Source organism: Brucella sp. NBRC 113783 (assembly GCF_040372265.1).
Lineage (GTDB): Bacteria > Pseudomonadota > Alphaproteobacteria > Rhizobiales > Rhizobiaceae > Brucella > Brucella teleogrylli.
In genome coordinates this window covers 25,311-39,704 of sequence record NZ_BAABRX010000019.1, presented here as the reverse complement: position 1 = coordinate 39,704, position 14,394 = coordinate 25,311, and the positions used below count along the sequence as shown (strand labels likewise).

The following is a 14,394-nucleotide window of genomic DNA, read 5'->3' as shown; positions in this document are numbered from 1 at the left end:
GCAGCACGCAGCTTCGACGCCATCTCAAAAGCACTTGGCGATATCATCAGTCTCTTCTCCATCAATGAATGCCAGAACTTCTTTAAGGCTGCTGGGTATGAGGCCGAATAAATGCGACACGCTTTAGGCTGCCCCCAACTGCCACGCTTAATTGCATAAGCTATGTTATGGAACATAAGTATCCATAAGTTTGCGACACAACAGCAAAACCCGACCGTGCATTATTTTTGGTGTTGGGGGCGGTAATTTTCGAAATGCAAACATTCTGGCTTGTCGTCCGGCCTATAGATTCACCCAGATAATCAAGTTGCAGCCTTGCGGTTGAACGTTATCCCCAGCCAACCCCCGAGTGAAAATTCATCCGAATCGAGTTTGAATTTCTGTCCCTTCAACTGACAAACGGAAGCCTCAAACCCTAGAAATTACGGAGATTTTTGCCAGAATCTGATGTAAAATAGAGTGGCAAAATTGTACGGAAATTCGTTTTTCCGTACCCGTTTTCGCCCACAAAAATCGCTCCCAATTTTTTGATTATTTGTATTGATTCAATGTGTTGCTAAGTTCGCTTGCATGTGGTCCGCTTATCCATAAGATGCAGGACATTTCATAAATTTCAAAAGAGGGGTTCTTAAATGTATCGGAAATTTCTACTGACAGGCGTATGTCTTCTGGCACTGGCAGGTGCGGCATCTGCCGAAACCGTACTCAATCGCGGTAATGACACAGATCCGGCCACTCTCGACCATCACCGCACCTCCAGTGTTGCCGAGGGTAACGTGCTGCGCGATCTCTATGACGGTCTGACCATTCAGGATGCTGACGGCAAGGCAATTCCCGGCGTCGCCAAGTCCTGGGATGTTTCCGAAGACGGCACGGTCTACACCTTCCATCTGCGTGACAATGCGAAATGGTCGAATGGCGATCCGGTCACCGCAGGTGATTTTCAGTTCACGTTCCGTCGTCTGATGGACCCGAAGACAGCTGCCGGTTATGCCAGCATGCTGTTTGTCATCAAGAACGCAGAAGATATTGCAGGCGGTAAAAAGCCTGTCGACCAGCTTGGCGTTGAAGCTCTCGACGACCATACGCTGAAGATCACGTTGAACGCCCCTGCTCCGTATTTTCTCGAGCTTCTGACACACCAAACCGGCTTTCCGATGAATCAGAAAAGCGTTGAGGCCAATGGCGACAAGTTCACCACGCCCGGCAAGATGGTGACCAACGGCGCCTATATGCTTGAGAGCTTCACGCCGAACGACAAGATCGTCATGAAGAAGAACCCGTATTATTATGAAGCGGATCAGGTGAAGATCGATACGGTGAACTGGATTCCCTTTGAAGACCGCGCCAGCTGTATGCGCCGCTTCGAGGCCAAGGAAGTGCAAATCTGTTCCGACGTTCCCGCCGAGCAGATGGATTATGTGAAGAAAAATCTCGCCAAGGAATTCCGCATGGCGCCTTATCTCGGCGTCTATTATCTGCCGGTCAAAGGCAAATCGGCGGACAGCAAGCTGAAGGACGTCAAAGTGCGTCAGGCGATCTCGCTGGCCATCGACCGTGAATTTCTGGCCGATCAGGTCTGGCAGGGAACGATGCTGCCCGGCTATTCCATGGTGCCGCCCGGTATCGCCAATTACCTGAAAGACGCGCCGAAGCTCGATTATTCCGACGACATGCTGGAGCGTGAGGACAAGGCCAAGGAGCTTCTGAAAGAAGCCGGCGTAGAGCCAAATACGCTCTCCATCGAGTTGCTTTACAACACGTCCGAGAACAACAAGAACACCATGGCGGCCATTGCCGACATGCTGGGCAATATTGGCGTGAAGGCCTCGCTCAACGAGACCGAAGGCGCAACTTATTTCAATTTCATGCGCGATGACGGCCCGTTTGATATCGCGCGTGCTGGCTGGATCGGCGATTACAACGACCCGCAGAACTTCCTGTTCATCAGCCAGGGCAATGTCAGCTTCAACTATTCCAAGTGGAAGAACGCCGACTATGACGCGCTGATGGCCAAGGCGGAAAAGACCACCGATCTCGGTGAACGCGCCAAGGTGCTGGGCGAAGCCGAAAAAATCCAGCTTGATGAAGTGGGCAATATTCCGATCCTCTATTACTCCTCGCGCGCGCTCGTTTCGGACAAGGTCGCCGGATGGAACGACAATCTTATGGATAGCCACAAGACCCGCTGGCTTTCCCTCAAACAGTAATTTCAGACAGGGCTGCGCTTGGTGGCGCGGCCCTATTTTTTGACGGAAAAGGGACGAGATACCCCTCTCCCGCCAGCGTTTCCGTTTTCGCCTTACGATGGGCGAAAGCAGACAAAATACCAGAACAACAATAATCTAAAGCCCTTAGTGGGATTTGCCGGACAGGTTTTTGACCATCCGGCAAAGAAGGGACAACGACATGCTGGGCTATACGCTCCGACGATTGGGTAGTGCGATACCCACGGTCTTCATTATCGTCACGCTGACATTTTTTCTGATTCGGCTCGCGCCGGGCGGCCCATTCGACCTTGAGCGCCCGATTGATCCGCTGATCCTCGAAAACCTCAAGCGCGCCTATAATATGGACGCGCCGCTCTGGCAGCAGTATCTGATTTATCTTGGTAATCTCTTGCAGGGCGATCTCGGCCCGAGCTTTACGCGGCGCGATTTTTCCGTGAATGACCTGTTCGCGTCAGGTTTGCCGGTGTCGATCATGCTTGGCACTTTGGGCCTGACGCTGGCGGCGATCATCGGCACTTTTCTCGGCACGCTTGCCGCGCTGAAGCAGAATTCCGCCGTCGATTATTTCGTGGTGGCTCTGGCGACCTTCGGCATCACAACGCCCAATTTTGTTGTAGCCCCCCTTCTCAGCCTGCTCTTCGGCGTCATTCTGGGCTGGGTTCCGGCAGGCGGTTGGTCATCGGCCAATGTCACCTACTGGATATTGCCGGTGCTGACGCTTGCTCTGCCGCAAGTGGGGGTTATTGCCCGTCTGGTGCGTGGCGCAACCATTGAAGCGTTGCGCGCCAATCATGTGCGCACCGCCCGCGCCTATGGCTTGCCGACCCGTGTTGTGGTTGGCGTTCATGCTTTGCGTGCTGCTATGCTGCCCGCCGTTTCCTATCTTGGGCCGACTGCCGCCGCCCTCCTCACAGGTTCGGTTGTGGTCGAGACGATTTTCGGCATTCCGGGCATCGGACGCTATTTCGTGCAGGGCGCGCTCAGCCGTGATTACACGCTCGTCATGGGCACGGTTGTGGTGATCTCGATCTTCGTCGTGGTGTTCAATCTGATTGTCGATCTTCTCTATGCATGGCTTGATCCGAGGGTTCGCTATGACTGATCTGACCGTACCAACGGAAACCGCCGAATTGAGCATGCCAAGCCGCTCGCTCTGGCAGGATGCATGGCTGCGCCTGCGCAGGAACAAGGCCGCCGTCGCCAGCGCTATCGTGCTTGCCGTCTTGGCTCTTGCGGGCATTTTCGGGCCGATGCTGAGCCCGCATCCTTATGACAAGATTTATCCGCAGTTCGTGCGTGTTGCGCCAAGCCTCGAAGCCTATCCGCGCGCGGATACGATCCTGCCCGGCCTTGAACGCGAACTCGCCCGCGCGCGATTGAAGGCCTCCGCCGAACCGGAACTGACCGGCAACAACATCATTGTCGACTTTACGGCGCAACGCCCAACCGACGACCGTGTTCTGCGTTATTTCCAGCGCTCCGATCTGTTCAGCAATCCGAAGGTGGAACTGGCCGCCGACGGCCTGAGCGGCAAGCTGACGCTCAACGTAAGCCGAAATTATTTCCTGCTTGGCACGGATAATCTCGGTCGCGATCTGATGACGCGCATCTTCATCGGCGTGCGCATGTCGCTGGCCATCGGCCTGCTAGCCTCGGCCATGTCGCTGGTGCTGGGCGTCTCCTTCGGTGCGATTTCCGGCTATCTCGGCGGGCGCATCGACAATGTCATGATGCGTGTTGTCGATATCCTTTATTCGCTGCCGTTTATCTTCTTTGTGATCCTGATGCTCGTCTTCTTCGGGCGGTCAATATTCATCATCTTCATTGCCATCGGCGCGACAGAATGGCTGGATATGGCACGCATCGTGCGCGGCCAGACATTAAGCCTCAAGCGGCAGGAATTTGTACAGGCGGCGGAAGCGCTCGGCGCTACACGGCGCGGGGTCATCACGCGGCATATCATTCCCAACGCGCTGGGCCCGGTGATCGTCTTCGTCACATTGCTTGTGCCGAAAGCCATTCTGCTGGAAAGCCTGCTCTCCTTCCTCGGCCTTGGTGTGCAAGACCCCCTCACCTCGCTCGGCTTGCTGATCTCGGAAGGTGCCCAAAACATGCGCGGTGCAAGCTGGCAATTGATCTGGCCCGCAGCAACATTGACCATCATTCTGTTTGCGCTGAACTTTTTGGGCGACGGCCTGCGTGACAGTCTTGACCCGAAGGACCGCTGAGATGACGAAGGAAACCATTCTGAGCGTTCGCGATCTGCGCGTGACCTTCGACACCCATGATGGCCCGGTTCCGGCAGTGCGTGGTATCGACCTCGACGTCAAGGCCGGGGAAACGGTGGCTATTGTGGGGGAATCGGGTTCCGGCAAAAGCCAGACAACAATGGCGCTGATGGGGCTGTTGGCGCGCAACGGCAAGGCAACAGGACAGGCGCTCTATCGCGGTCAAGACCTGATCGGCATGTCCGACAAGGCGCTGAACAACATTCGCGGCGCCAAGATCACCATGATCTTTCAGGAGCCGATGACTTCGCTCGATCCGCTCTATCGCATCGGCGACCAGCTTGCCGAACCGTTGCGCTATCACCGCGGCATGAGCAAGAAACAGGCGCGCCCGCGCATTCTGGAACTGCTGAAACTCGTTGGCATTCCGGAGCCGGAACGCCGCTTCGACAGCTATCCTTACGAACTGTCGGGCGGCCAGCGTCAGCGCGTGATGATCGCCATGGCGCTCGCCAACGAGCCCGATATTCTGATTGCCGATGAGCCGACCACGGCGCTCGATGTCACCATTCAGGCGCAGATACTCGATCTCCTGGCCGATCTGCAACAGCGCCTTGGCATGGCGGTTGTGTTCATCACCCATGACCTCGGCATCGTACGCCGCTTTGCCGACCGGGTTTATGTGATGCGCTCCGGCGAGGTGGTCGAGACCAACCAAACGGAGGCGCTTTTTACCGGGCCGCAGCACGCGTACACCCGGATGTTGCTTGATGCCGAACCGGAAGGCGAAAAGCTGCCACCGCCGGATGAAGCGCCTGTCTTGGTCCGCGCCGATAATGTCAAGGTCAACTTCCTGATCCACAAACCTTGGCTCGGCGCTGCCAATTACATGACCGCCGTTAACAATGTCTCGCTCACGCTCAAGGAAGGTCAGACCATTGGCATCGTTGGCGAGTCCGGTTCGGGCAAATCCACGCTCGGCCGTGCTATCCTGCGGCTTCTCGATTCCGAGGGCCGCATCGCCTATCTCGGCAAGGAATTGCCGCGCGACCCGCAAGCCATGCGCCCGAAACGCCGGGAACTGCAACTGGTCTTTCAGGACCCGTTTGGTTCGCTCAGCCCGCGCATGACGGTGGGGCGCATCATCACCGAAGGGCTGCTGATCCACGAGCCACAGCTTTCAGCCAGGGAGCGTGACCGTCGGGCGCAGGAAGCGCTGAAAGAAGTCGGGCTGGACCCCGCCATGCGCAATCGCTACCCGCATGAATTTTCAGGCGGACAGCGCCAGCGTATCGCGATTGCCCGCACGATGATCTTGAAACCACGCGTCATCGTTCTGGACGAGCCCACAAGCGCGCTCGACCGCTCGGTGCAGAAGCAGATCGTGGCACTGCTGCGTGATCTGCAAAAGGACCACGGCCTTTCCTATCTATTCATCAGCCATGATATGGCCGTGGTTCGCGCCGTGTCGGATTATGTGATCGTGATGCGCAATGGCAGGATCGTTGAACAAGGCGACACCGAACAAATCTTCGATCATCCTCGTGAAGACTATACCAAGACGCTGATGGCGGCAGCGCTCAGCGAGGAACGTTTCGGTTCGGCAAGCTAACGCAACCGATATTTTGCAATACAGACGATGAAAACGGGGCTTCGGCCCCGTTTTTTATTGCCCGGTTTAGAACTGCGAAGAAACGATGTGTCCGGCTGTAATTTCAAAATAGGTATCAATAAAACAAAGGCAACTAATAGGCGTTGTAAAATAAATATTAAAATGAACAAACTGTCATATTCCTTATATTATTGCAGAAATATTGCAAGCCTAAGTATTTGGAATGAAATTATTCTCAATAAAATAAGGAATGAAATCTGAAATAATTTCACCTAAACCGGGAGAGATATATGCGAAGTTCTCGTCGAATTGTTCGATTATTAGCTGCGACTATTTATCTGTTTCCTTCTTATTCCAACGCGCAACAGGCCGAACCATCTCGAGCATTCACGTCCGACGCGGAATATCTGGCAAGCTGGGGCCTCCCCATGATCAACCCCATCCCCGCATACCGACGCGGTTTTACAGGAAAAGGCATCACGGTCGCCGTGCTCGACACTGGCATTGATATCTACCATCCGGAATTTGCCGGGAAAGTGCATCCCTGGTCGAGAAACTTCGGCACTTTCATGCACGAGCGGGATGTTCGGGACCTTCAGCGAAACGGGACGCCCATCGGGCACGGAACCCATGTCAGCGGCACCATCGCCGCAGCCCGCAATGGAACCGGCATGCATGGCGTTGCCTATGATGCACAAATCCTCGCCTTGCGGGCCATCGTGCCGGACCGGCAATATGACGCGATCAACAGGGCACTGCGCTATGCATCAACGACAGGGGTGAAGGTGCTGAACGGCAGCTATGGCCCCTATGCGTTTCCTACCCCTTACAACAATCGCAATTATCAACGGTTGAGCTATCAGCCGATTCTGTATGGCAACTATCTTCGTAATGATTACGAGGCACTGAAAGTCGCCGCCAAAGCCGATATCGTCATGGTCTTCGCTGCCGGCAATAATTACAAGGTTCAGCCATATTCGTCAGCGCAGCCGAGCGGCAGCGCCCTGTTTCCTGCAATCACACCCCAAAATACCGCGCTCGGCAAATATAAATTTGTCGATGGTCGCCGCCGCGATCTCGACATGAACAATCCCAACACATTCCGCCTTTTGGCACCGAATGATCCTGCCGTCGCCAATCTCGACTTTTCGGATTTGAGAGGCTCGATCATTGCCGTTGTTTCCGTTGGTCCAAACCGGCAAATTGCGAGCTACAGCAATCGCTGCGGTATTGCGGCAGAATGGTGCATGGCGGCCCCAGGCGGTGATACGGGCGGCGCTGTTTACTCGACCTATCCCGGTGGCGGTTATTCCTACATGCAGGGCACATCCATGGCGACGCCGCATGTGGCCGGTGCCGCCGCCGTTGTGCGTCAAGCCTTTCCCTATATGAATGCGCGGCAGACCATTGAAACCCTGCTGACCACCGCCACCAATATCGGCCCGACCGAAATCTACGGCCAAGGCCTCCTGAACCTTGGCGCTGCGATCAACGGGCCGATGAAATTCCGCCATGCCGAAGGTTTCGACGTCGATACGCAGGGCTATTCTTCAACGTGGTCCAATCCCATCTCCGGCATCGGCGGTCTGACAAAACGTGGCGCAGGCATTCTGCGGCTCACCGGTGATAATAGCTTTACCGGCGATTCCGCAGTCGTCGGCGGAACGCTGATCTTCGACGGCGACAACTACACATCCGTCCGGGTTGCAAGAGCCGGGCGACTAAGCGGCATCGGCAGCGTCCAATCCGTGACCAACGAAACCGGCGGTGTTGTCGCTCCCGGTGATAATGGTGTCGGCACACTGACCGTCAAAGGCGATTACATCGGCAAAGGCGGCACGGTCGAGATTGCCACCGGTATCGGTGCCGATAATAGAGAGACCAGCCGTCTGGTCATAGCTGGCGACAGTTCCGGCAACAGCCAGCTTCGCCTTGTTTCCTATGGCCAGTCCAGCCAGCAGATTGCCGATGATACCAAGATCATCGAGGTTGCAGGCAATCCGGCGGGTACATTCGCGCTCGCAGGCGATTATACGACGGAAGACGGCGAAGCGGCGGTTGTCAGCGGCGTCTATGCCTACGAAATCACCGCAACACCTGACCAGCCGACCGAAGCCCCCTCGCCTGCGGCGTCAGAACCCGCTGCTTCTGCGGCAACCGCGAACAGCGTGGCGCTGACTGGTGACGGCGGATTTTATCTCCGCAATACATCCGCCAATGGCGAAAAGCGCTACAATCCGTCCATGCCGATCTATGAAGGCTATGCCCGCAATATGCAGGCGTTGAACCAGATGCCAAGTTTGCAGCAGCGCGTCGGCAATCGATACTGGACCGGTGATATATTGCCGAGTGAGGATATCAAGGACGGCCATGCGACGGCAGGTCCGGATATCGCCATCGACAAATATGGCGTCTGGGGCCGTATCGAAGGAACCCACAGCAAATTTGCGGCGGGCGGCTCCACCGCCGATGTGACGCAGGATATCGGCGTATTCGTCATGCAGGCCGGTATCGACGCGATGTTTCACGAGAGCGAATCCGGTCGCCTGATCGGCAGTCTGACGGCGCAATATGGCAAAGCCAGCAGTGATATCTCGTCGTTTAGTGGCGATGGCACCATCGACACCGACGGCTGGGGATTAGGCGGCGCACTCACCTGGTATGGCAATAATGGCTATTATCTCGATGGACAGCTCCAGTTGACCTGGTATGACAGCAAGCTCGTGTCCGATACACTTAAAAAGTCATTGGCCGATGGCAATAAGGGCTTTGGCTATGGTCTCAGCCTTGAAGGTGGACGACGTATCGAAGTCAACGAACATTGGTCGATCACACCGCAGGCGCAGCTTGTCTGGTCTTCGGTGGATTTCGACAGTTTCCACGATGTCGCGGGCGTACCTCTCGATCTGCGTAACGGCGACAGCCTCAATGCCCGCATTGGGCTGGCGGCGGAATACCATAATGCATGGCATGACGAAAATAACAGGCTGACCCAGACCAAACTCTATGTCGCCGCCAATCTCTATCAGGAGTTCATGAACGACTATAAGATCAGAGCGGGTGGTGTTGATTTCAAAAGCGAAAACGACAAAACCTGGGGCGGTATCGGCGCCGGTGGAACCTATGCCTGGGCCGATGGCAAATATGCGCTGTTCGGCGAAGGCATGGTCAAGACCAGCTTCGAGGATTTCGGCGATAATTATAGCCTCAAGGGAACGCTCGGTTTCAAGGTAAACTGGTAATCTCACTTCATAACAACCAGAGGACCCCGACAGGGGTCTTCAATTAGAAAGCAGATTTCGGGACGTTTCAGCAGCGGCCTATGCTAAAAAGCCTTATGAGAGATTTGTTTGATCAGCTTGAACCCGTGGAGATTCTTGCGCCCGGCGCAGTACTTCTGCACGGCTTCGCATTGCCGGAGGAAGAAGCGATTTTGAAATCAGTCGCGGATGTCAGCGCCGCCGCGCCATTTCGGCATATGGTGACGCCCGGTGGCTATCGCATGTCGGTCGCCATGACCAATTGCGGGCAAGCGGGCTGGGTAACCGACAAAACTGGCTATGGATATAGCGCCAATGACCCTGAAACCGGGAAGCCATGGCCAGCCATGCCGGACGCCCTTCGGTCTCTCGCTGAAAATGCCGCCCGACAGGCCGGATATCCCGATTTTTCGCCCGATGCCTGCCTGATCAACCGTTACGAGCCCGGCGCAAAGCTGTCCTTGCATCAGGACAAGGACGAGCGTGATTTCGCCAATCCGATTGTATCGGTTTCGCTTGGTCTTCCCGCTACCTTCCAGTTTGGCGGTCTTAAACGCAACGACCCGATCACCAAATACCCCTTGCACCATGGCGATGTGGTTGTCTGGGGTGGCCCGTCACGCCTTTATCACCATGGCATATTGGCGCTGAAAGATGGCGAACACGACAAGGTTGGTCGTGTTCGCCTCAATCTGACTTTCCGAAAAGCGTTTTAAACGCCTAGTTCAAAGCCTGCTGGCGCGTTTCGACATTGATCAGGAACGCAATCACACCTGCGAGCGCCAGAAGGCCAGCAAACATTGCGACAGCCACGTTGAAGCTCTGGCTGATGACGATGGCCAAAGCCGACGGCGCCAAAAGGCCACCAAGACGCGCCATGGCACCTGCCGCGCCCATGCCGCTGGCGCGCAGGGCTGTCGGATAAAGCTCCGGCGTGAAGGCATAGAGCGCGCCCCATGTGCCGAGCAGCGCGAAGCTCATGATCAGGATCGATGCGCCGACTACAGCCGAACTATCGGCAATCGTGAACAAGGCACAGGCCGCAGCGCTGATTAACAGGAAGCTGATCAGCGTCTTGCGACGGCCCCATGTTTCGACGCCGTAAGCGGCGAGTGCATAGCCCGGCAATTGCGCCAGCGCCACCACGACCAGAAAGCCGTAACCGCGCACGAAGCCGAAGCCGTCACCGGCGAGCTTGGCCGGTATCCAGGTGAAAATGCCGTAATAGGACACGGAAACGAGAAACCAGATCGCGAGCGTTGCGAGCGTGCGCTGGCGAAGCTTTGGCGACAAAAGCCGTTCATCCGTCACGAGAAGCGGGGCTTCAAGCCGCGCCTTCGGCGGCAGTTCCGGCTTTCCGTTGCGGCGCAACACGCGGTTCATCACCGATTTTGCTTCATCCGCGCGACCGGATTTCAAAAGATGCATTGGTGATTCCGGCACCCAGAGGCGCAGCCAGATACCGATAAGCGCAGGCGCTGCGGTGACGACGAAAATATAGCGCCATGCATCCTCGACACCGGCAAGGCTCGCGGCCCATGCGGCTAGCGCGATCACCACGGTGCCCACGGCCCAGAAACCTTCCAGCATGACCAGCCAGCGACCACGGTTCCTGGAGGGCAAAAACTCAGCCATCATGGCATAATCGACAGGCAGCGTTCCACCGACGGCCACGCCGGTCAGGAAACGCAGTGCAAGCAGAACTTCGAAACCAGGTGCGAAGGCTGACAGCAGACCAAACACGGCATCGCACGCGACGGTGATCAGCAGCACACGGCGACGGCCATATTTATCGGCGAGTCTGCCGAACACGGCTGCACCGACCAACATGCCGAAGAAGAAAAGCGTTCCGGTTTGCAATGCCTGCGGCACGGTCAGCCCGAATGTTTTTGCAATGGACGCTGCTGTGAAGCCGACAGCCAGAACCTGCATCGCGTCCGCTGCCCAGACGAGGCCGAAAACCCCGAGCAAGCCTCGTTGGAATGCGCCCGTCCCCGCCTGATCGAGCGATTGTTCGATGGTGATCTTCATGCCGTCTACGTCCCTCTCCGGCCGAATAAAGTGCGAGCATTTACAGCGCTGCGCATGCCGTCCTGTCAATCGCTGTTTTCTGAAACTGCACCGTCTTTTGCCTGCAAAAAAGCCCACAGGCTTTCAGCACGTGTCGAAAGCGGTGCATCGTGGCGGAAGATGCGAATTTCCGTCGTCAGATCCCAATAGGGATCGACCGAAGCGGGCACCATATCGCCACGACGGATTTCTTCTAGAACCAGACTTTCCGGCAGCCATGCCATGCCCCACCCGGCCTGAACCATCGCTTTGAGACCGATAGACATGGTGTTCTCATGCACGACCTTGCGCGCAAAACTTGGACCGGACGCAAATTTCTGCGCCAGAGCCGCGCCGAAGAATGAAAAGTCGCCATAGCTGAGATAGGGCAGTGGCGCGCCGGTCTCGATAGCGCGATCCAGCACAGGCCCTTCCCCGGACGGCAACGACACCGGGATCAGCCTTTCTGTGCCCAGAATGATCGACGGAAACCGTTCCCTGTCGATCAGGATCGGCACTGACGGATGCGCATAAGTCAGAAAGAAATCGACTTCGCCTTCGGTCAGGGTCGCGATATTGTCTTCAAACCCGCCGCGATCCGGCGCCAGATGCGAATGAATATTGCCGATGGTCGCATCAATCCCCTTCAGCCATTGCGGAAAGAACGTGACGGTCAAAGTATGCAAGGCAGAAAATTTCAGCGCAGGGTTTTGTCCTTGCCGGCTTGGCTGAAGGCTTCTGCGCGTGGCGTAAAACTGCCGGACCGCATCTTCCGCGACGTGAAGAAAGGTCTTCCCTTCATGGGTCAACTGAGCCGGAAAGGTGGCGCGATTGACGAGCGTTACCCCCAGCCAGACCTCAAGCTGCTTGATCCGCCGCGAAAAGGCCGACTGCGTCACATGGCGCGCCTCTGCCGCCCGGGAGAAGCTCGACGTTGACGCAAGCGCGATGAAGTCTTCCAGCCATTTCAGTTCCATAGGCGCTCCTTAGGGGAGTAGGGGAATAAGGGAGTAAGGGAATAGGGCAGTAAGGCAGTATGTTTGCGTCTCGGACAGGCGATAACAACAGCTATCCACCTATTCCCTTACTCCCTTATTCCCCTACTCTCTTCCCCTTATGCAATTTCTGCATAGTGATTGCAAAACATAGCATTGGCCAGCCAAATTCTTTTTTCCTACCGTCCTTTCAATCGAGAAATGCAGATGCCGAGGACGTATTTTGGCCAGAGTAATTTATGTGAACGGAGCCTTCGTCGACGAAAGCGACGCAAAGGTTTCGGTTTTTGATCGCGGCTTTCTGTTTGGCGACGGAATCTACGAAGTGAGCGCTGTGATCGATGGACGTCTGGTCGATAATGATCTTCATCTCGCCCGGCTGGAACGCTCGGTCAAAGAAATCGACATCGCCCTGCCCGTCTCGCTTGACGATATTCGCAAGGCGCAGATTGAACTCATCCGCCGCAACACGCTGCGCGAAGGCGTGGTCTATATGCAGGTGACGCGTGGCGAAGCTGATCGCGATTTTGTCTATGCAGACGATATCAAGCCCAATCTGGTGATGTTCACGCAGGCCAAAAATCTGGCCAATGCACCGTCGGTGCTGCATGGGGTTCGTGTCGATGTCACACCGGATACGCGCTGGGCACGCCGCGATATCAAGACCGTCATGCTGCTGGCGCAGGTGATGGCCAAGAAACAGGCCAAGAGCAAAGGCTTTCATGAAGTCTGGCTGGTTGAAGACGGCTTTGTCACCGAAGGCGCTTCATCGACCGCCTTCATCATTTCGCATGACAATGTGCTGGTGACCCGTCCCAATTCGCATTCCATCCTGCCCGGCTGCACGCGCCGGGCCGTTCTGAAAATCGCCGAAGAACAGAACCTCACCATCGAGGAGCGGCTGTTCACGGTCGATGAAGCCAAGGCCGCCAAAGAGGCCTTTCTCACGAGCGCATCGAGCTTCGTGACGCCGATTATCGGCATTCAGGACCACACCATCGGCGATGGCAAGCCGGGTCCGCATACGCGTCGTCTGCAGGAAATCTACATGGATCTGGCCCGCACGGGTGCAGAAGCCGTTCTCTAACCCAAAAGAAAGCAAGAGGGGAATATGACAATAAAAAACCTATTTAAGTCAGCAGCTTATGGCGCATTGTTCGCAAGCGTCGCCACAGCGGCAGGAGTAAGCAGTGCGTCTGCCGCCACCGAAGGTTACGGCGATTGCCCGCTGATCGGAGATAAGGGATCGGCATCGATCACCCCGGCTGTGCCCGGTCAGTTCACCGTCATCATCAACCTGCCTGCCATCGGCCAGTTCAATGGCGATACGCCGGACACGATCAAGGACGGCTATGAATTCTGCATGGCCGTTAATATTGCGCATCGCCTTGGCCTTGAGAAAGTAAAGCTGGTCAACGCCTCGTTTGACTCCATCGTTGCAGGCCAGAACAAGGATTATGACATCGCGCTGGCGCTGATCTCCGTCACCGAACCGCGCAAGAAGGTCGTTGATTTCTCCACGCCTTACATGAACTCCGATTATGGTGTAGCGGCCCGCGCCGACAAGCCGGTGACGGAAGCTGAAATGAAGACGGTGAAGGTCGGCACGCAGGCTGGCACGACGCTGGTTCCTTTCGCGCAGGAAACGCTGAAAGTTGCAAGCCTCGATGTCTTCGACGACACCGCGTCGATGTTCACCGCGCTTGCCGCTGGCAAGGTCAATGCCGTGATGACCGATCTGTCGATCATTCTCGGTCAGGTGAAGAATTCCAACGGCAAGCTGGCAGTGGTCGGCAAGTATGAATCCAGCGGCGAAACCGCCGGTATTTATCCGAAGGGCACGGAAAACAAGAAAGTCATCGATCAGCTGATCGCCGACATGGGAAAAGACGGAACCCTGAAGAAGCTGGAAGCAGCCTATTTGCTGCCGTCATGGGGCATGTCTCCGTCCGACGTTCCACTTTGGAAGCCTTGATCTGACGGTTGGCCGGGCCGCGCCTGCGATGGCAGCCGCGGCCC

Annotated in this window: 10 protein-coding genes; 8 read left to right on the top strand and 2 right to left on the bottom strand. The window is 56.1% G+C overall.

Annotated features, from left to right (window positions below):
* Window positions 1–632: 632 nt before the first annotated feature.
* The 6 genes from ABWW11_RS24815 to alkB all read left to right on the top strand — a co-directional run bounded on the left by ABWW11_RS24815 (window position 633) and on the right by alkB (window position 10,047).
* Entirely contained in the window at window positions 633–2,210 is a 1,578-nt protein-coding gene (locus tag ABWW11_RS24815; RefSeq protein ID WP_109367384.1) for a peptide ABC transporter substrate-binding protein, read from the top strand.
* A 199-nt stretch (window positions 2,211–2,409) separates the two neighbouring features.
* Complete coding sequence (locus tag ABWW11_RS24810; RefSeq protein ID WP_109367385.1) at window positions 2,410–3,333, top strand: ABC transporter permease; 924 nt, start codon at window positions 2,410–2,412, stop codon at window positions 3,331–3,333.
* Window positions 3,326–4,459: an ABC transporter permease gene (locus ABWW11_RS24805; RefSeq protein WP_109367386.1), complete on the top strand. Its 1,134-nt coding sequence runs from the start codon at window positions 3,326–3,328 to the stop codon at window positions 4,457–4,459. The genes ABWW11_RS24810 and ABWW11_RS24805 overlap by 8 nt, the downstream gene beginning before the upstream one ends.
* A 1-nt stretch (window position 4,460) precedes the next feature.
* Window positions 4,461–6,071, top strand: coding sequence for an ABC transporter ATP-binding protein (locus tag ABWW11_RS24800; RefSeq protein WP_109367387.1), 1,611 nt, complete (start codon window positions 4,461–4,463; stop codon window positions 6,069–6,071).
* A 428-nt stretch (window positions 6,072–6,499) separates the two neighbouring features.
* Entirely contained in the window at window positions 6,500–9,313 is a 2,814-nt protein-coding gene (locus ABWW11_RS24795) for an autotransporter outer membrane beta-barrel domain-containing protein (protein ID WP_181376033.1), read from the top strand.
* A 95-nt stretch (window positions 9,314–9,408) separates the two neighbouring features.
* Window positions 9,409–10,047: a DNA oxidative demethylase AlkB gene (alkB, locus tag ABWW11_RS24790; protein WP_109367389.1), complete on the top strand. Its 639-nt coding sequence runs from the start codon at window positions 9,409–9,411 to the stop codon at window positions 10,045–10,047.
* 4 nt (window positions 10,048–10,051) lie between these two features.
* Here the strand turns inward: alkB and ABWW11_RS24785 are convergent, their stop codons facing one another.
* Window positions 10,052–11,362 (bottom strand): MFS transporter, encoded by a 1,311-nt coding sequence (locus ABWW11_RS24785; protein WP_109367390.1) that lies wholly within the window; start codon window positions 11,360–11,362, stop codon window positions 10,052–10,054.
* Window positions 11,363–11,427: 65 nt separating this feature from the next.
* Window positions 11,428–12,357: a LysR family transcriptional regulator gene (locus tag ABWW11_RS24780; RefSeq protein WP_109367391.1), complete on the bottom strand. Its 930-nt coding sequence runs from the start codon at window positions 12,355–12,357 to the stop codon at window positions 11,428–11,430.
* A 241-nt stretch (window positions 12,358–12,598) separates the two neighbouring features.
* Here ABWW11_RS24780 and ABWW11_RS24775 point away from each other — a divergent pair, with 241 nt between their 5' ends.
* Window positions 12,599–13,462 (top strand): D-amino-acid transaminase, encoded by an 864-nt coding sequence (locus tag ABWW11_RS24775; protein WP_109367392.1) that lies wholly within the window; start codon window positions 12,599–12,601, stop codon window positions 13,460–13,462.
* Window positions 13,463–13,486: 24 nt separating this feature from the next.
* A complete protein-coding gene (locus tag ABWW11_RS24770) occupies window positions 13,487–14,350 on the top strand; it encodes an ABC transporter substrate-binding protein (RefSeq protein ID WP_109367393.1) in 864 nt (287 codons plus the stop codon).
* Window positions 14,351–14,394: the final 44 nt, after the last annotated feature.